General features: G+C 64.3%; 15 protein-coding genes. 11 read left to right on the top strand and 4 right to left on the bottom strand.

Annotated elements, in window-relative coordinates:
* Positions 1-51 precede the first annotated feature (51 nt).
* The 3 genes from VB618_RS10895 to VB618_RS10905 all read right to left on the bottom strand — a co-directional run bounded on the left by VB618_RS10895 (position 52) and on the right by VB618_RS10905 (position 6,221).
* Positions 52-2,031, bottom strand: coding sequence for a CHASE2 domain-containing protein (locus tag VB618_RS10895; protein WP_329796668.1), 1,980 nt, complete (start codon positions 2,029-2,031; stop codon positions 52-54).
* Position 2,032: 1 nt separating this feature from the next.
* Positions 2,033-5,674 carry a FecR domain-containing protein gene (locus tag VB618_RS10900; protein ID WP_329796669.1) on the bottom strand — a complete coding sequence of 1,214 codons (3,642 nt, stop codon included), beginning with the start codon at positions 5,672-5,674 and terminating at the stop codon, positions 2,033-2,035.
* Between the two features lie 172 nt (positions 5,675-5,846).
* Positions 5,847-6,221 carry a response regulator gene (locus tag VB618_RS10905; RefSeq protein ID WP_329796894.1) on the bottom strand — a complete coding sequence of 125 codons (375 nt, stop codon included), beginning with the start codon at positions 6,219-6,221 and terminating at the stop codon, positions 5,847-5,849.
* A gap of 324 nt (positions 6,222-6,545) precedes the next feature.
* On the opposite strand from VB618_RS10905, the gene VB618_RS10910 reads away from it, so the two are divergent.
* On the top strand, positions 6,546-7,268 hold the full coding sequence (locus VB618_RS10910) for a glutamine amidotransferase (RefSeq protein ID WP_329796670.1): 723 nt from the start codon (positions 6,546-6,548) through the stop codon (positions 7,266-7,268).
* 9 nt (positions 7,269-7,277) lie between these two features.
* Positions 7,278-7,790 carry a GNAT family N-acetyltransferase gene (locus tag VB618_RS10915; RefSeq protein ID WP_329796671.1) on the top strand — a complete coding sequence of 171 codons (513 nt, stop codon included), beginning with the start codon at positions 7,278-7,280 and terminating at the stop codon, positions 7,788-7,790.
* Positions 7,791-7,802: 12 nt separating this feature from the next.
* Here VB618_RS10915 and VB618_RS10920 read toward each other — a convergent pair whose 3' ends face one another.
* Positions 7,803-9,236, bottom strand: coding sequence for a helix-turn-helix domain-containing protein (locus VB618_RS10920; RefSeq protein WP_329796672.1), 1,434 nt, complete (start codon positions 9,234-9,236; stop codon positions 7,803-7,805).
* Between the two features lie 188 nt (positions 9,237-9,424).
* On the opposite strand from VB618_RS10920, the gene aceA reads away from it, so the two are divergent.
* The 9 genes from aceA to VB618_RS10965 all read left to right on the top strand — a co-directional run bounded on the left by aceA (position 9,425) and on the right by VB618_RS10965 (position 18,288).
* On the top strand, positions 9,425-10,744 hold the full coding sequence (gene aceA / locus VB618_RS10925) for an isocitrate lyase (RefSeq protein ID WP_329796673.1): 1,320 nt from the start codon (positions 9,425-9,427) through the stop codon (positions 10,742-10,744).
* 44 nt (positions 10,745-10,788) lie between these two features.
* Positions 10,789-10,998 (top strand): DUF4170 domain-containing protein, encoded by a 210-nt coding sequence (locus VB618_RS10930; RefSeq protein WP_329796674.1) that lies wholly within the window; start codon positions 10,789-10,791, stop codon positions 10,996-10,998.
* Positions 10,999-11,185: 187 nt separating this feature from the next.
* Positions 11,186-12,091 carry a glycine betaine ABC transporter substrate-binding protein OsmF gene (gene osmF, locus VB618_RS10935; RefSeq protein WP_329796895.1) on the top strand — a complete coding sequence of 302 codons (906 nt, stop codon included), beginning with the start codon at positions 11,186-11,188 and terminating at the stop codon, positions 12,089-12,091.
* An 87-nt stretch (positions 12,092-12,178) separates the two neighbouring features.
* A complete protein-coding gene (locus VB618_RS10940) occupies positions 12,179-13,345 on the top strand; it encodes an ABC transporter permease (protein WP_329796896.1) in 1,167 nt (388 codons plus the stop codon).
* Complete coding sequence (locus VB618_RS10945; RefSeq protein WP_329796675.1) at positions 13,342-14,280, top strand: ABC transporter ATP-binding protein; 939 nt, start codon at positions 13,342-13,344, stop codon at positions 14,278-14,280. Before VB618_RS10940 ends, VB618_RS10945 begins: the two co-directional genes overlap by 4 nt.
* Positions 14,277-15,032, top strand: a complete 756-nt coding sequence (locus VB618_RS10950; RefSeq protein WP_329796676.1) for an ABC transporter permease — start codon at positions 14,277-14,279, stop codon at positions 15,030-15,032. The genes VB618_RS10945 and VB618_RS10950 overlap by 4 nt, the downstream gene beginning before the upstream one ends.
* Entirely contained in the window at positions 15,029-15,595 is a 567-nt protein-coding gene (locus VB618_RS10955) for a biliverdin-producing heme oxygenase (RefSeq protein WP_329796677.1), read from the top strand. Before VB618_RS10950 ends, VB618_RS10955 begins: the two co-directional genes overlap by 4 nt.
* Positions 15,592-17,838: an ATP-binding protein gene (locus tag VB618_RS10960; RefSeq protein WP_329796679.1), complete on the top strand. Its 2,247-nt coding sequence runs from the start codon at positions 15,592-15,594 to the stop codon at positions 17,836-17,838. Before VB618_RS10955 ends, VB618_RS10960 begins: the two co-directional genes overlap by 4 nt.
* On the top strand, positions 17,839-18,288 hold the full coding sequence (locus VB618_RS10965; RefSeq protein ID WP_329796680.1) for a response regulator: 450 nt from the start codon (positions 17,839-17,841) through the stop codon (positions 18,286-18,288).
* The last annotated feature ends 8 nt before the right edge of the window (positions 18,289-18,296 follow it).

The following is an 18,296-nucleotide window of genomic DNA, read 5'->3' on the forward strand; positions in this document are numbered from 1 at the left end:
CTCAACTTTTCAGAGTCGTGCCATCCCTTGATGCGGCCTTGCGGGAGTACATCACTCGGGGATCGCCGCCGCCTTCGCCATAAGCTTCTTGTAATAGGTCGACAGGGGCGGAGAGAGCGTCTGGCAATGCTGAACGAGTGCCAAGGCTTCCGCCCGCTTTCCCGCACCGATGGTGTCGAGGAGCGTGGGATGCAGCTCCGTCAGTTCCGCCAGCGCCGGATCCTTCTGATGCTGATCGGCCGGTGCCACGATGGTGAAGATCGCTGATTGCTCGCTGCGGCCTTTGACGGCGATGCGGTCGAGCTCGATGAGCACGAAGTGCTCCTGCAGGGCCTTCGCCGTGGCAGGTCCTAGCACGATCGAGACACCGTATTCCTTTGACAGGCTTTCCAAACGCGAGGCGAGGTTCACCGTATCGCCCAGGACGGAGTAATCGTAGCGCCAGCGCGATCCCACATTGCCGACCACACAGTCGCCGGTATTGATGCCGACACCGATGGCGAAGCGAGGGGCATCCTCACCCTGCTCCTGCCGCAGTTCCGCATTCAGGACCTTCACCGCCTCCAGCATGCGCATGGCGGCGCGTGCGGCCCGCAAGGGATGATCCGGGCTGGGCAGGGGCGCGTTCCAGAACGCCATCACGCAGTCGCCGATATATTTGTCGATGGTGCCGCCTTCCGCGAGCACTGCCTCCGAGAGCGGATCGAGGAGGCGGTTGATGAGCGTGGTCAGCCGCTCCGGCTCATCCTTCAGCTTCTCCGACAGGGTGGTGAAGCCGCGCACGTCGCAGAACAGGATGGAGAGGTTGCGGCGCTCGCCGCCGAGCTTCAGGGAGCTGGGATCGCGCGCCAGCTGCGCCACGAGATCCGGCGACAGGTAGCGCGAGAAGGCCTCCGACACTGTGCGGCGCAGATGGCGCTCGCGGGCATAGTCGAGGCCGAACCGCGCTCCGAACACCGCAAGCGCTGCGGCCATGGGCAAGGCAGGCGGCGCCCAGACCCGACCGAAGCGCAAAAGTGCCCAGGCTCCGATGATGAAGAAGGCAAGCACGGCAACGACGGACACGCCCGTGCGCCACGTGGCACCCTTGGTTGAGAAGGCAGCCGCCAGGAAGGCTCCAGCGATGATGAGGATCACCATCAGGGCGCGCGGAACCGGGAGCACGTAGAGCCCGTGCCGGAGATTGTCGAGAATGTTGGCCTGCACCTCCACGCCGGGCGTCAGGGTATTCGTCGTCAGCGTAAAGGGTGTCGGAAAAGCATCGGGAGTGCCGATATCGGCGGAGGTCGCCTGCTTCAGGCTCAAGCCGACCAGAACGATCTGGCCCTTGAAAAAGCCGGGCGGCAGGAAGTTCACCGGATCCAGCGCCTGATAATAGGAGACGCGAGGATAGGTGTAGGCCGGCCCGATATACTGGATCAGCGCTCCCTCGGGAGCAGCCGGTTTCGGTTCTCCCATCAGGCGAAGTGCCTCGCCGGCGAAGCTGTCCCGCATCTCCGGCATGCGGCGTAAGTAAGCATCCCCATCGAGGTGGACCGAGGCGACACCGGCTGCTGCTCCCGCATCGAGGAAAGGATCGAGCGGGCTGACCCGGGTGACCTGAACGCCCTGATTCAACATTGTGGTGACGTCGTCGGCCGCCAACACCACATCCGGGCCGAGCGCCTTGGCAAAGGCTGTGTCCGCCTCCTCCGTCGAAGGATCGGCAAAGACGATGTCGAAGGCGATGACTTTCGCGCCGGCCGCACGCAGGCTCTCGACGAGCTTTGCGTGGGTCTCTCGCGACCAGGGCCAACGTTGGCCGATTTCGCCGATAGACGGCTCATCGATAGCCACCAGGATGGCTCCCGGCTGTGCCGGGCCTGGAGGGGCGATCACCGAGAGAAGATCGTAGAGCCGCGCCTCGATGAGACGGAAGGGCTGGAAGAACAGAAACGGGATCAGCAGCGCCGCGATGATCCCGGCCATGGTGAAGTGGCGCCAGAGGGGTTCTCCGCCGCCATGGTCCCGTGCCGTCTCGGTGCCTTTCACCTCAGAACCTGGCTTTCACGCTCGCCTCGAAGGTGCGTCCCGGCCCCCGGATGTCGGTAGCCAGCTCGTAGTCCTCGTCGAGCATGTTGAGCACGCTGAGACCGAAGAGGAAGCGGCGATCCGCGGTTTCCCAGGTCAGTGCCGCATCGGCCGTCCAGTAATCGTCGATCTCACGCCCCTGCAGGTTGCCCGTGATGTCTCCGAGGAAGGTTCCTGCGAGGGTGAACCTGAGGCGGCTCGGATGGACGAAGGTGACGCCCGCGCGGGCGAACTTGCCGGCGACGAAGGGCACGTCGGCCCCCGGCGCCTCATCCGAGAGAATTTTTGACGAGATCGTCCCGATGGTGCCGAACACGCCGATGCCATGGGTCAGCCAGAGGTTGGCCGTTGCAGCGAACCGCTCGATGCGCGCCTTGCCGATGCCGATACCGTCGAAGCTGTAGGCGATCGGAAGGTTCAGGTCCTCCGCGTCCTGGCGCTGATACTCGACCGATGTGAAGACGTAAGGGGACCATTCCGCGTCCCAGCGCAGAGCTAGGGTTTTGGTTTCGCCGCCCAGCTGCGTGGGCAGGGCATTGGGCACCAAGCCGACTGTGGTCACGGGCGCCAGGGTAAACGGGATGGGAGATCCCGTGTCCTGGCGGTAGGCCGCACGGAGCCATTGCCCGTCGAAGGGTGAGACGCCGATCCCGACGCGCGGCGAAACCGCGTTATCGGCCGGCTGGCCCTCGACTTTGACCGTGCTGCGCTCGATGCCCGCCTGCGCCTCGAACCAGTCGAACGGGCGCCAGAAGACGTCGGCGTAGAGGCGGGTCGTGCGGAAGGTCGCGCTCGATCGCTCGTTGATGTCGGAGAAGTCGAACGTGTCCGTGGCTATGTTGTAGACGTAGGCTCGGCCTGCATCGCGGGTGATCGTACGACCCCTTTGTGCCTCAAACCCGTAATGCAGGGTCAGGTCCCCAAAGCCGATCATGTGGGACAGGGCGGCCGAGGCACCCTCAGTCCGGGTCCGTCGCCAGTTGTTGCCTCCGACGATGAAACCGGGGGAGATTTCAGCATTTGCCGTGTTCGTGAAGCTGCGGTTGATGGCGTTAATGCCGAAGACGGCACCGGTCAGAACGTTCCGGTCGCTGAAGCTGTGGCTCCAGCCTGCCCCGCCGAGCAGGGCGGCATTGTTCTGCGTCCCCTCGGCGAAGTTGGTCGGGGTGTTGATCGTGGCGATGGCCGGATCGTTGTTCGCTCCGGCCCCAAACACGAGAAAACGATCGGCCGCCGTGGGCGCCATGCCGATGAAGAAAGAGCCGCTATCGGCATTCTCCCGGTCGATGAGATCGCGTCCGTTCGTCTTGATGCGGCTTGCCGTGACGTTGAAGGAGGTTGGAACCGGCTCGTTCGAGAAACCCTGCACCGTTGCGTCCGCTCCCCAGCCGATGCGGCCGTTGTGATGCAGGAGCGAGCCCCCGACCTCCGCGTCGACGAAGGGCCGGCGATAGAAGTCGGGCCGTCCGATGCGGCCGGATACGGCCAGCGGATCGAAGAAGAGGCCCTGAATGGTGAGGTTGAGCGCCGAGAGATCCACGCCGACGCCGCTCTCGATATTCGAAACGTCCGGACGGCCCGTCACGAGGCCGGGCCGTTCCACGGCCGATTGGTCGAAGTAGCTCGACGCGTCGAACGGATCGAACACCCGGTCGCCATAGAAGCGGGACCACTCGTTGAGGTTCAGGAAGCGATAGGCCTGGGCCGGGTAGGAACCGCCATCCTTGTTGATGGCAATACCGGCGAAATCGCCGCCGCGCTGGCGGTAGCGGCGCAGGGTCTCGCGAGCCGCGAGCACGGCCTGATCCGCCTGATACTGATCGATGGCGATGCCGGTACGCACGCTCGAGACGGCGGGATCGTTCGGGTCGAGCCGATCCGCATTATCGAGGGCCTGGATCGCCAGCTCGTCGTCACCGTTCTGGTAATAGGAGGCGGCAGCCAGCAGCAGGCCCTGCGACAGGCCGGGATTGGCGGCCGACCCGGCGAGAATGGCCTCCAGACCTTTGACCGGCTCCCCTTTCTGCATCAGGTAGCGGCCTCGGGCGAGATAGGCCACATGGAAGCCGGGATCGAGGGCAAGCGCCTTGTCGATCATCGCGCCCGCTTCCTCCACCCGGTATTGGTCCAGCAGGAAGATCGCCAGGTTGGCATAGGCAACCGGGCTAAACGGATCTTCCGCAATGGCGCGGCGCATGGCTTCTTCAGCGGCAAGCGGTCGGTCCCGGTCGGATTCAAAAAGGCCGAGCGTGTTCCACAGGCCGGAATTGCCTGGAGCGATCTCGACGGCCCGGCGCAGGGCCTCGACCGCCGCATTGACCTCGCCGTCGATGTCGCCGCGGATGTTGCTGTCGGCCGCGATCACCTCGGGATTGTCCGGGTCGAGAGCCTTGGCTCTGGCGATGGAGACCCGCATCTCCTCGCGCCGGTTCAGGGCATAGGCAACCGTTGCAGCCGTCATGGCGATCCGCGCATCGTTCGGGAAGCGCTTCTCCGCTGCCCTCAGGACCTCGGCCGCGGCATTCAGATCCTGCTTGAAGGCAACCACATAGGCATGGGCCAAGGCCGCGAACGGATCGTTGCCCGGAGCCTTGGGTTCCGCGTAGATCCGGTTCGGATCGGACAGCGACTGGGTGATGTAGCGACCATAGGATGCCAGCACGCGCCGCTTGGGATCGAGACCGCGTTCGGCTTTCGCGAACAGAGCTGCGGCCTCGGACCAGCGGTGCTGCGATCCGAGAAGAGCCGCCTCGATCATGTCCGCGCGGGCGCGCTGAGAGACGCTCATGCGGCGGCTGCGGGCCTCGGCAAGCGCCTGCGCCGCAACGGCCCTGCCGTCATAGGACGGGGCGATCTCAGCAAGGGTCAGCCAATCCTCGACGGTGCGCGCCTGCGGAGCAACGGCTTTGATCCTAGTGCGCTCCGCTCTTAAGGACGGCCCCGTCAGCGGCGTGGTCGAGAGGGACGAGAAGGTCTCGCGCAGGCTCAGGTAGAAGAGCATCTGCTCGCGGTCGTTCGAGTTCGTGATCACGAACTTCGTCGGAGCCTGCCCGATCGACACGACGGCGCCCTCGCCCTGGCGGACCGTCACCGATCCCTGGGCATTGGTGAGCTCGACCACGCCTTCAAGCACGATGAGGGAGGTGCGGCCTCCCTCGACCGAGAGCGACCAATCGGTGCCGCGGATGGCCGCGACCGCTGCCGGCGTCTTGACGTCGACACCGGAGCCGCCGCGAGCCGCGCGCGCCCAGATATTGCCGCTCTGGAGGTTGAGCTGGGTGTTGCCGGCCTGGCCGCCGGCGACTTCATTGACAGTCAGGGTCGAGTTGCGGCCGACGCGGATCTGGGTCTGGTCGGAGAACAGGATCGCGAGATTGCCGATCTCGTTGGTGCGCAGGGTATCGCCACCGACCACGCTCTGCTGGATCGGGGCCGAGCGCCAGAGATCCTCGCGCACGAAGCGCATTTCCTCGCCGCCCTTGGCGGCCACGATGGCACCCGCCGCCGGGACAGGCCGCGCCACCGGAGTCTGGGCCTGCGCATGGACGAGGCTCAGCGCAAGGGCGCTCGTCGCGGTCAAAAGGCGGAGAGAATGTACAGACATGAAGGCCCAGCTTGATCGGAAGCTACCTGCTCTAACGTTACTAGAGCTTAGCAGCAAGAGCCTGGGATCAAAGCCGATTTACATCTCGTCCGGTGTGTTTTGGAACACAGGGTAAACATTGCAGCATATCGGCCACAGGTAGAGCCACGAAGTCGCAGCAGATTCGCTGAAATTAGGCCTTCTTGGTGCGGGCCATGAGAAGCTTCTGCTTCAGGTCGTGCTGGGCAAAAGGCTTCTGCAGAACCGGACGGTCGCGGAAGGTGTCGCGGATCCCGGCGCTGCCATAGCCCGTGGAGAACACGAACGGGATCGAACGCAGCGCCAGCGCCTCTGCCACCGGATAGATCGGCTCTCCGGCCACGTTCACGTCGAGAATGGCCAGATCGACCTGCTCGCGGGACACGGCCTCGAGGGCCGCAGACAGCCGGGCCGCGGGCCCGATTACCTCGCAGCCGAAGTCGAGAAGCATGTCTTCCAGCAGCAGGGAAATCGCAGCTTCGTCCTCGACGACAAGGATTCGAAGGCCATTGAGATCGCCGTCGCTCATTACGCTATCGGTCACGGTTTTGCTTTCTTTCAGGCAAGGCGCTGGTAGATTGTTCCCCAGAACACGGGACACATGCCCTGGATTTTTTCGACTTCAAGCCTTGAGACTCAGACGCTTCTATCACTTTTGCGCCTCCATGCAAAAGGCTCTGGAAATGCCCTGATCCATGATATCATTATAGAACAGGATCTTAGGGTTAGACAGGCCTATTTCCTAGATCCGAGGCCCTCTTGCGCAGGGCCAGGCTTGTCCTGAATAATCCGCTGATGGCCTCGCGTCTCCTCACCCGTCCTCCCGCTTACGTTTCCGTCTGGAATCCCAATCATGCCTAGGCGGCGATCCAGGGCACCGGTTCTCATTGTGCTGCATCAGGAGCATTCGACCCCTGGCCGGGTCGGACGCTTGCTCGTGGAGCGCGGCTATCCCCTCGACATACGCCGCCCCCGCTTCGGCGATCCGCTGCCGGAGACCCTCGCGGAGCACGCCGGCGCCGTCGTGTTCGGCGGGCCGATGAGCGCCAACGATCCGGACGAGTTCATCAAGCAGGAGATCGACTGGATCGAGGTGCCGCTGAAAGAGAACAAGCCCTATCTCGGCCTCTGCCTCGGCGCGCAGATGATGGCCAAGCACCTGGGCGCCAGCGTCTGGGCACATCCCGAGGGGCGAGCCGAAATCGGCTATTACCCACTCCTGCCCACAAAGGCCGGCGAGGCCCTGAGCACGGATTGGGGCGTCCCCTGGCCGAGCCATGTCTATCACTGGCATCGGGAGGGGTTCGATTGCCCCTCGGGCGCCGAGACCCTCGCCACCGGCGACGATTTCCCGACGCAGGCGATCCGAGTGGGCGAGAGGGCCTTCGGGCTTCAGTTCCACCCTGAGGTGACCCACGCCATGCTCTGCCGCTGGACGGTGGTCGCCGAGGAGCGCCTGTGCATGCCGGGCGCCCAGGACCGGGTGCGGCAGCTCGAGGGTCGTTATCAGCACGACCCGCATGTCTCCCGCTGGCTGGAGCGGTTCCTGGATCATTGGCTGTCCGAGAAGCAGTAGGAGCCACCTATGACGCCTCCCGTTCTGGTCAGCGAGCGCCTGTGTTTTAACCCCTGGGACGCGGAAGACTTTCCGCTGTTCGCATCGCTTCACGGTGACCCTGAGGTCCAGCACTTCCTGCAGATGGGTGATCCGCCCTGGAATGAGGCGTATCTTCGGGCCAAGTTCGAGGGTTTTCGAGCCGATTATGCGGCCCATGGCTGGACGAAGTTCAAGGTCACCGACCGGCAAGGGGCTTTCTTAGGCCGCGCAGGCTTCGGCTGGTTTCCGGAAACCGATGAGCTTGAGCTCGGCTATAGCTTCATGCGCCACCTCTGGGGCCATGGCTATGCGACCGAGGCCGCCCGGGCGCTGCTCGATTGGATCTACAGGGCCAAGCCCATCGATCACGTCATCGGGTTCGCGGTGGCCGAGCATGCAGCCTCCCGCCGCGTGCTCGAAAAGGCCGGGATGTCGTTTGCCGGCATCAGGGATGTCGATGGCATCCCCAACGCCTTCTATCGCCATACCCGGCCAACCTGAGGCACTTCGGTTTTAAGTTGCATCGAACTCAAAGGGTGAGATGCCGCGCTTCATCTCGTCCACAATCAGCGCATGCATCAGGGGCGGCGCCGCGCGTTGCGGGCAGGCGGCGCGTTCGCACAGGCGGCAGTTGATGCCGATCGGTGTGGCCTCGGCGGAGGACAGGTCGAGGCCGCGCGCATAGACGAGGCGATGGGCGTATTTCAGTTCGCAGCCGAGGCCGACCACGAATTGCGGATCGGGCGCTCCCCAGGGGTTGAAGGCGCGCTTGACCGTGCGGGCCATGGAGAACCAGCGCGAGCCGTCAGGCAGTTCGATGATTTGCGTCGCCACCTGGCCCGGTGTCCGGAACGTGGAATGCAGGTTCCAGAGCGGGCATGTGCCGCCGAACTGCGAGAACGGGAAGCGACCGGACGAGAAGCGCTTCGACACGTTGCCGGCCGAATCCACCCGCACCAGGAAGAAGGGAATGCCGCGGGCGCCGGGACGGGCAAGCGTCGTGAGGCGATGCGCCACCTGCTCGAAGCTGGCGCCGAAGCGGGCGCCCAGCACCTCCACGTCGTAGCCCAGTGCCTCCGCGGCCGCGTGGAACTTCGCATAGGGCATCATCAGGGCGCCGGCAAAATAATTGCCGAATGAGACCCGCAGCAGGCGCCGGGCCGGGCCGTCGGCCGGCTCCAGGCGTGCGGCGAGCGCATCGATGGCCTCACGCATTTCGGCGAAGGCCAATTGGTAGGCGGCCTGGAAGGTTCTGCCGGAAGGATCCACCAGTTCCGAAATCAGGAGCTGGCGCCGGTGGTGATCATAGCGGCGCAGCGCATCCGGCATCACGTCGATGGGCATCACCCGCACCCGGATGCCGTGCTTGGCGTGCAGGCGCTCGCCGATGGCGAAGAACAGATCGTGCCCGGTCATCGCAAGTTCCGACGCCAGCGCTTCGGCGGCCTCGTCGAGTTCCGGAAAATGGTTCTTCGCCTCGTGGATCAGCTCCCGCACCCGGTCGACCGGGTTGACCTGCGGTGCGTCCTCGGCGCGGTCGCGGTCGTTGAGGCTGGTCGTCACGACCTCCCGGGCGCCGCGCATGGCCTGATAGGCGCGGTAGAGGCGGTTGATGGCATCGACCAGGGAGGGAGCGCTCTCGATGGCCTCGCGCAATTCGAGACGAGCCACCGGCGTGCTTCGGAAGAGCGGGTCGGCGAAGACCTCCTCCAGCTCCGACACGGTGCGCTCGTGATCGTCGTTGGCGAACTCACGTGGATCCAGCTGATAGGCATGGGCGAGGCGGATGAGCACCTGCGCCGTGATGGGACGCTGGTTGCGCTCCATCAGGTTCAGGTAGCTCGGTGAGAGCCCGAGTTCCTCTGCCATGCGGGACTGGCTCATGTTGAGTTCGCGCCGCAGACGCTTCAGGCGGGGGCCGACGAAAAGCTTTCTGCTCTCATCCATATTGTAAATCTTTTTACAACTTTACACGAACTTGTTTGTCATAGGTTTACAAGGCCACTTTTCTTCGGAAATCCGTCGTTGAAACAATAGCCTCTTCGACGATTATTAAAGGAACGAGCCCTGCTGCATTGCAGCAATACTGGCCTGCAGGCGGGTTTTGTCAAGGAATGTAAACTGAAGGATTGAAGATGACCTCCCAGACGTCCCAGGCTTCGACCAACGACCTGATCCCTTCCGCCCCGAAGGGCCGCTTCGATGGCATCCGTCGCCCCTATTCGGCCGAGGACGTCCAGCGTCTGCGGGGTTCGGTGCAGATCGAGCACACCCTCGCCGAGCGCGGTGCCCAGCGCCTGTGGCAGCTGCTGCACGAGCGTCCCTACGTTCATTCGCTGGGTGCCATGACGGGCAACCAGGCCATGCAGATGGCCCGGGCCGGGCTCGAGGCGATCTATCTCTCCGGCTGGCAGGTGGCCGCCGACTCGAATGTGGCCGGTGCCATGTATCCCGACCAGTCGCTCTACCCGGCCAATTCCGGCCCGGAGCTGTGCCGCCGCATCAACCGCACCTTCCAGCGCGCCGACCAGATCGAGCATGCGGAGGGTGGCGCTGAGCGCGACTGGTTCCTGCCGATCGTGGCCGATGCCGAGGCCGGCTTCGGCGGGCCGCTCAACACCTTCGAGATCATGAAGGCCTATATCGAGGCCGGCGCCGCGGGCGTGCATTTCGAGGACCAGCTCGCCTCGGAAAAGAAGTGCGGCCATCTCGGCGGCAAGGTGCTGATCCCGACCTCGGCGCATGAGCGCAACCTGATCGCGGCGCGGCTCGCCGCCGACGTGATGGGCACCTCGACCCTGATCATGGCCCGCACGGACGCCGAGTCCGCCAAGCTCATCACCTCGGACGTGGACGAGCGCGACCGTCCGTTCATCGAGCCCGACAGCCGCACCCCGGAAGGCTTCTATCGCCTCAAGGACGGCACGGGCCTCGACCATTGCATCGCCCGCGGCCTAGCCTATGCGGAATTCGCCGACCTCCTGTGGTGGGAGACCTCGCACCCGGATCTCGACGATGCCCGCAAGTTCGCGGAAGCCGTCCACAAGCGCTATCCGGGCAAGCTGCTGGCCTATAACTGCTCGCCGTCCTTCAACTGGAAGAAGAAGCTGGATGACGCCACCATTGCCAAGTTCCAGCGCGAGCTCGGCGCCATGGGCTACAAGTTCCAGTTCGTGACCCTGGCCGGCTTCCACCAGCTCAACTACGGCATGTTCGACCTGGCGAGCGGCTACCGCGACCGCGGCATGGGTGCCTATTCGGAACTCCAGGCGGCCGAGTTCGCCGCAGAGACGAGCGGCTACACCGCCACCCGCCACCAGCGCGAGGTCGGCACCGGCTACTTCGACAAGGTCTCGGTGGTGATCACCGGCGGCAAGTCGTCCACCACGGCCATGGCCGAGTCGACCGAGACCGCACAGTTCCAGTCCGCCACCAAGCTTCAGGCGGCTGAGTGAGCCTCACGCAAACCTCAAACCCTTTGTACCAATGGAGAGTGACAATGAATACATCACGTTTCTGGGTTGTCGGTGGTGAGTACACCTCCTGCGATTGCGAAAAAATCGTCCAGGGCACCGAGCGGGTCGTCGGCCCCTTCGAGAGCCGCACCGAGGCCGAGCGCACCTGGCGCACCCTGTCCGAGGATCACCGGCCGCAGGCGCAGGTCCGCTTCACCATCGCCCAGGAGCCGCCTTCAATCCTGAGCGCCTGACGAGGCCATCGATAGCGCTCAAGGATAGGACCCGTCGCAGGCTCTTGAGTCTGCGGTGGGATCTTTTGCCATCACACTAAGTTTTTATCCTCCGGCCCAACTCTTCTTGAGACCCCCTCTGCCTAAATCGCCGGACTGTCCTAAAAACAGCAGGGCAAGGTTCCATAAGGGGGTTCACATGAAGTCCATGCTCAAACCGGCGGTGTTCGCTGTCGCCCTCGGGCTGGCGGCGATGGGTGCCGCCAGGGCCGATGTGGTCGTCTCGTCCAAGATCGACACGGAAGGCTCCGTTCTCGGCAACATCATCCTGCTCGCCCTCGATGCCAACGGCATCAAGACCCAGGACCGGATCCAGCTCGGTGCAACCCCGGTGGTGCGCAAGGCCCTCACCGCGGGCGAGATCGACATCTACCCCGAATATACCGGCAATGCGGGCTTCTTCTTCAACAAGGCGGACGACCCGGTCTGGAAGGACGCCGCCAAGGGCTTCGAGACCGCCAAGAAGCTCGATTACGACGCCAACAAGATCGTCTGGCTCGACCCGTCGCCAGCCAACAACACTTGGGCCATCGCGCTGCGCAAGGAAGTGGCCGATGCCAACAAGCTCAAGACCATGTCCGATTTCGGCCAGTGGATCGCAAAGGGCGGCAAGGTGGTGCTTGCCGCGTCCGCCGAGTTCGTGAACTCGGAAGCCGCCCTTCCGGCCTTCCAGAAAACTTACGATTTCCGCATGAAGCCCGAGCAGCTCATCGTGCTCTCCGGCGGCGACACGGCGGCCACCATCAAGGCGGCGGCCGAGCAGACCAACGGCGCCAACGCCGCCATGGTCTACGGCACCGACGGCGGCATCGCTCCCTCCGGCCTCGTGGTGCTGGCAGACGACAAGGGCGTCCAGCCCGTCTATGCGCCGGCTCCTATCGTGCGCGAGGCGGCCCTCAAGGAGAACCCGAAGATCGCCGAGATCCTGAAGCCCATCTTCGCCTCTCTCGATCTCGTCACCCTTCAGGGGCTGAATGCCCGGGTGCAGGTCGGCGGCGAGCCGGCGAAGGCGGTGGCGATGGATTACCTGAAGTCCAAGGGCTTCCTGAAGTAATCTGACGGCTCGATTCAAAGAAAGAGCTGCGCGACAAAGGCCGGACGCTTTGTGAACACGATCTCCTCCCGAACCACTGCGCCCGGCATGCCCATTCAGCGCCCCACCTTGCACCTGGACCGGCTCGGGAGCGTGATCGCCGGGCTCATCGGCATTGCGCTTTTCGCAAGCCCCTTCGTGACGTACCGTGCCAACCGCATCGTCTCGGGGGAAGGGCGCCTGCTCATCGATGCCTTGGCGCCGGCTGGAGCGCTCATCACCATCGTCGTGGTGCTTGCCGTCGCGCTCTGCGCGGTGCTGGCGCACAGACCGCTCGTCCGGCTGGCGGCAGCCTGCCTCGGGCTTGGCGTGATCTTTCCCACGGTCGGATTCTCCGCGGGCTTTGTCACGCCGGCGGGCAACACCTTCGCGCGCGTGTCGCCCGCCCTCGGCTTCTGGCTTCTCGCTCTGGCCTTTGCGCTCTTGGCCGCCGACGCGCTGACGCGCCTGCGTCTGGGACCTTGGGGGAGACTCGCGGCCCTAAGTTTAGCCGCGGGCGTGCTGGCGCTTCTGCTTCTCTCAGGAGCCTGGAACGATCTCTCCCTGATGAAGGAATATACGAACCGGGCGGAGAGCTTCTGGCGCGAGGCGCGCCAGCATCTGTGGCTCGCCTTCGGGTCGATGCTGGCCGCCTGTCTCGTCGGATTGCCGCTTGGCCTCGCAAGCCATCGCTTTCCTGCGCTGCGTACCGTGATCCTAAACGGGCTCGGCATTGTGCAGACGATCCCGAGCATCGCGCTCTTCGGCATCCTGATCGCGCCGCTGGGCTTTCTCGCGGCAAACGTGCCGCTCGCCGCAGCGCTCGGCATCCGCGGCATCGGCGCGGCGCCCGCCTTCATCGCACTGTTCCTCTACTCCCTGCTGCCGGTGGTGGCCAACACGATGGCGGGACTGAGCCAGGTGCCGGCCGACGTGACCGAAGCCGCGCGCGGCATGGGCCTATCGCGACGGCAGCGCCTCATGCAGATTGAGCTGCCGCTGGCACTTCCCGTGATTCTCGCGGGCATCCGCATCGTGCTGGTTCAGAACATGGGGCTCGCCACGATTGCTGCGCTGATCGGAGGAGGGGGCTTCGGCACTTTCGTGTTCCAAGGCATCGGCCAGACGGCGATCGACCTGGTGCTGCTCGGAGCCATTCCGACGGTGGTTCTATCCTTCGCCGCAGCCATCATCCTCGATGCGATCATCGACCTGACACAGCGGGGCGCCGCATGATCGAGATCGAGCATCTCAGCAAGCGCTATGGCGACAACATTGTCGTCGATGACGTGTCCTTCACGGTTGGCGAGGGTGAGATCGCGGTTGTCGTTGGCACCTCGGGGGCCGGCAAGTCGACTCTGCTGCGCATGATCAACCGGCTCGTCGTTCCGGATACAGGCCGCGTCCTCATCGATGGGCAGGACACGGCAACCATCCCGGAGGACGAGCTCCGCCATCGCATCGGCTATGTCATCCAGGGCTACGGATTGTTCCCGCATCGCACTGTTGCGGAGAACATCGCCACCGTCCCGCGTCTTCTCGGCTGGGACAGGCGGCGGATCGCAGCCCGCGTCGAGGAGCTGCTCGATCTGTTCCAGCTCGATCCGGGAGAGTTCGCCCGAAAATTTCCGCATCAATTGTCCGGCGGCCAGCAGCAGCGTGTGGGTGTCGCCCGCGCGCTTGCCGCGAAGCCCGCGCTTCTCCTGATGGACGAGCCTTTCGGATCGCTCGATCCCGTCATTCGCGGCAAGGCGCAGGACGATCTCCTGGCGATCCAGCGGCGGCTCGGCACCACCATCGTGCTCGTGACCCATGACATGAACGAAGCCTTTCATCTGGGTGACCGTATCGCCGTGATGGATCAGGCGCGTCTCCTGCAATACGCCACACCGGCGCAGCTGCTGACCCATCCGGCGGAAGCCTTCGTCGATCAGCTCGTGGGAACGGCGGAGCGGCCCTTCCGGCTGCTGTCCCTTGTGACGGTGAAGGATGCGATGGAGGTGGGTCACGCGGAAGGAGAGCCGATTATCGTGTCGGCGACCTTGCGCGATGCGCTGGCGCAGCTCATCTGGCGGGGCAAGCCCGCTTTGCCTGTGGCCGATGCAACTGGGGTTCCCGTCGGGCGCATCAGCGTCGAGGGCATCCTCAAGCACGGGCGCTCTCTCGCATGAGCACGCGTGCCGTCATCCTGCGCGCTGCGGCGCTGCTCCTGCTCATCGCTTTCGTAACAGTGCCGCAGCTTTTCGCCTTTGCGTTCGAGCCGCTGACCGCCAACAACGCACCGGCGATCTACAACCAGGGCAGCCTGCTTTCTCTCACCCTGTCGCATCTGCGCATCGTGTTCCTGGCCACATTCGCCAGCACCGCCCTGGCGGTTGCGCTCGGCATCTTCGTCACGCGGCCGAGCGGCCGCGAGTTCCTGCCGCTCTCGCGCAGCCTCGTGAATATCGGCCAAACCTTCCCGCCCATCGCCGTGCTGGCCATCGCTGTGCCGCTTGTGGGTTTCGGGGAAAAGCCCACCTTCATCGCGCTTTTTCTCTACGGCCTCCTGCCGATCTTCGAGAACACGCTGGCCGGCCTGACGGAGGTGTCGGCCCGCACGCTCGAGGCCGCCAGGGGCATGGGCATGAATGCCCGCCAGCGCCTGTGGCAGGTGGAGCTGCCGCTCGCCCTGCCTGTGATTCTGGCCGGCATCCGCCTCTCGGTCATCATCAGCCTCGGCACCGCCACCATCGGTTCGACCGTGGCGGCCAAGGGGCTGGGGGAGGTGATCATTGCGGGGCTTCAATCCAACAACGTCGCGTTCATCCTCCAGGGCGGATTGGTGGTTGCCTTGCTGGCGGTTCTGATCCACGACGGGCTTGGACTGGCCGAGCGGATCGCTGCCAAGAGGCTTGGCCGCCCCAACGACGAGACTGCATGACGATTCTGGCACGACTGAAAACCGAAACCCGGGCGGCCCACGACCGCATCGAGGCGGCGATGGATCTCGACCGCCGGATCACCTCACGCGATGGCTACCGCGACCTGCTGATCCGCTTCTACGGGTTCCACAAAGCCTGGGAAGAGGAAGCGGTCGGCCAAGCGCCCGACCAGGGCTTCTTCGAGCGCCGGCGCAAGACGCAGCACCTGGTCCGGGACCTTGAGGCTCTAGGACTAAAATCGGAAGACATCATCCGTTTGCCACAATGCCGGCCTCTGATGCCGCTGCCGGCGCCGGAGGCCGTGCTGGGGAGCATGTATGTGGTCGAAGGCTCCACCCTCGGCGGTGCCATCATTGCCCGTGAGGTGCAGCGCCGGCTTGGGCTCGACGCGGAGACGGGCTGCGCCTATTTCCGCAGCTACGGACGCAATATTGCGGCCATGTGGAAGTCGTTCGGCGCGGTGCTGCTGGAAGCGTCGTCGCCGGAGGCCGACGATGTGATCGTCGAGTCCGCACAGAAGACCTTTACCGTGATGCATGATTGGCTGTGCGAGACCCCATGAATCTGCAGACGCAAGACATCGACCTGACCGCCTGCGAGCGGGAGCCGATCCACATTCCGGGCAGCATCCAGCCGCACGGGATCCTTCTGGCGCTTCGGCTTTCCGACCGGACGCTCGCCTATGCCAGCGCCAACATCGCGGAGATCTTCGGGCTCGATCCGACTGACGCCCTGGGCCGGCCCTTCGCCGAGGTCCTGCCGGTTCTGAGCCGGGAACTCGAGGCACAGCTCGCGGATCCGCCGCCAGCCGGGACCACGCAGTATCTGCGCACGATTGAAATCTCCACGGCACAGGGCCAACGGACCTACGAGGCCGCAATCTCCCGCTCGGGTGAATGCGTGGTTCTTGAGCTGGAGGAAACACCCCTGGAGGCCGTCTCGAGTCTCGATTCGCTGTACCCTACCTTGCGCCGTTTCGTGGAACAGCTGCAGGGAGCCTCCAGCGTCGAGATCCTGTGTGGTCTCGCGGCACAGGACGTTCGCGGCATGACCGGGTTCGACCGGGTGCTGATCTATCGCTTCGACGAGCAATGGAACGGCACCGTCATCGCCGAGGATCGCAACGAGGTCCTGCCGTCCTATCTCGATCTGCGCTTTCCGGCCTCCGACATTCCGGCCCAGGCGCGAGAGCTCTACCGGCGCAACCGCCTGCGCATCATTTCGGATGCCAACTACACCCCGGTCCCGATCCAGTCGCGGGATCCTGCGCCGCTGGACTTGAGCGACTCGGTGCTGCGCAGCGTCTCCCCGGTGCATCTCGAATACATGCGCAACATGGGGACGCTTGCCTCCATGTCGATCTCGATCCTGCGCGACGGCAGGCTGTGGGGCCTGATCTCGTGCCACAGCAAGGAGCCGAAGCGGGTCTCGCTGCAGGTGCGCAACGCCTGCGATTTCCTCACCCAGATCTTCTCCCTGCAGCTCGAGGCGCGGGAGAACACAACGCTGGCTGAAAAGCGGGTGCGTCTCGGCGCCGTGCAGACGCGGCTCCTCGCCCATATGGCGGCGGAAGACCATTTCATCGCCGGTCTCATGAACAACCCTGACGACCTGATGCGTTTGGCGGGCGCCCAAGGTGCGGCTGTCCTCACGGAGGATCGTTGCTGGTGTCTGGGTGAGACGCCCAGCGAGGATCAGGTCAAAGGTCTGTTCGCCTGGCTCTCGGAGAACCACCAGGAAGATGTCTTTTCGACCGACTGCCTTTCGCAGGATTACCCTGCAGCCCGATCCTTCGCCGACCGGGCCAGCGGCCTTCTCTCGATCTCGATCTCGAAGGCCCGTCCCAGCTATGTGCTCTGGTTCCGCCCCGAGGTGGTCCAGACCGTGAAATGGGGCGGCAATCCGCAGAAGCCCGTGCAGGAAGAAGCCGGCACGGCGCGGCTCCACCCCCGCCGCTCCTTTGAGATCTGGAAGGAGACGGTGCGGGAGCGGTCCCTGCCTTGGGACCGGAGCGAGACCGAGGCGGTCAAGGAACTGCGCCACGCCATCGTGGGCATCGTGCTGCGCCGGGCCGAGGAGCTGGCGGCCATCTCCGAGGAGCTGCGCCGCAGCAACAAGGAGCTGGAGGCCTTCTCCTATTCTGTCTCTCACGACCTGCGTGCGCCGTTCCGGCACATCGTGGGCTTTTCCGAGCTCCTGAAGAAGCAGGAATCGAGTGAGCTCTCGGAGAGGGGCAGGCGCTACATCGACACCATCATCGATTCGGCCTACACGGCCGGAACACTCGTGGACAACCTGCTGCGCTTCTCGCAGATGGGCCGTACCGCCCTCAAGCCGCGGCGGATCGACATGAATTGCCTGATCGACGAGGTCCGGCAGCAGCTCACCGTACATGCGGCCGGTCGCCGGATCGAGTGGGTGATCGGCGACCTCCCCGAGGTGACGGCCGATCCGGTTCTGATCCGGCTGGTGTTTGAAAATCTTCTCGACAACGCCGTAAAATACACCCGCCCCCGGGAGAAGGCCCGCATCGAGATCGGCTCCACGCGCAACGGTGGGGAGACGGCGTTTTTCGTGCGCGACAACGGTGTCGGATTCGATATGAGGTATATCGACAAGCTCTTTGGTGTCTTCCAGCGGCTGCACCGGATGGAAGATTTCGAAGGGACTGGTATCGGGCTGGCCAATGTTCGCCGCATCGTCGAAAGACATGGGGGGCGGACCTGGGCCGAAGGCATCCTCGACCGGGGAGCGACTTTCTCCATTGCCCTGCCGGATGAAACAATGACTGAAGGAGCGGCGTGAATGCCGGATTTGAAACCGATTCTGCTGGTTGAGGACAACCCGAAGGATCTCGAACTGACGCTGGCGGCCCTCGAGCAGAGCCAGCTCGCCAATGAGGTCGTTATCGTGCGCGACGGTGCCGAAGCTCTCGATTTTCTCTATCGTCGCGGCGCGCATGAGAGCCGCAACACCAGCGACCCCGCAGTGGTCCTGCTCGATCTCAAGCTGCCAAAGGTCGACGGGCTTGAGGTGCTGGAGAAGGTGAAGGCCGATCCGCATCTCAGGCAGACGCCCGTCGTGATGCTCACCTCCTCGCGGGAGGAGAGCGACCTCCTGCGCAGCTATAAGCTCGGGGTGAATGCCTTCGTGGTGAAGCCGGTGGGCTTCCGCGAGTTCTTCGACGCGATCCAGGATCTCGGCGTGTTCTGGGCCATCCTCAACGAACCGCCGCCGCATCGCAACGGAGGGTAACGCCACCG

Origin of the sequence: Microvirga sp. CF3062, assembly GCF_036314045.1 — a bacterium.
Classification (GTDB): Bacteria; Pseudomonadota; Alphaproteobacteria; order Rhizobiales; family Beijerinckiaceae; genus Microvirga.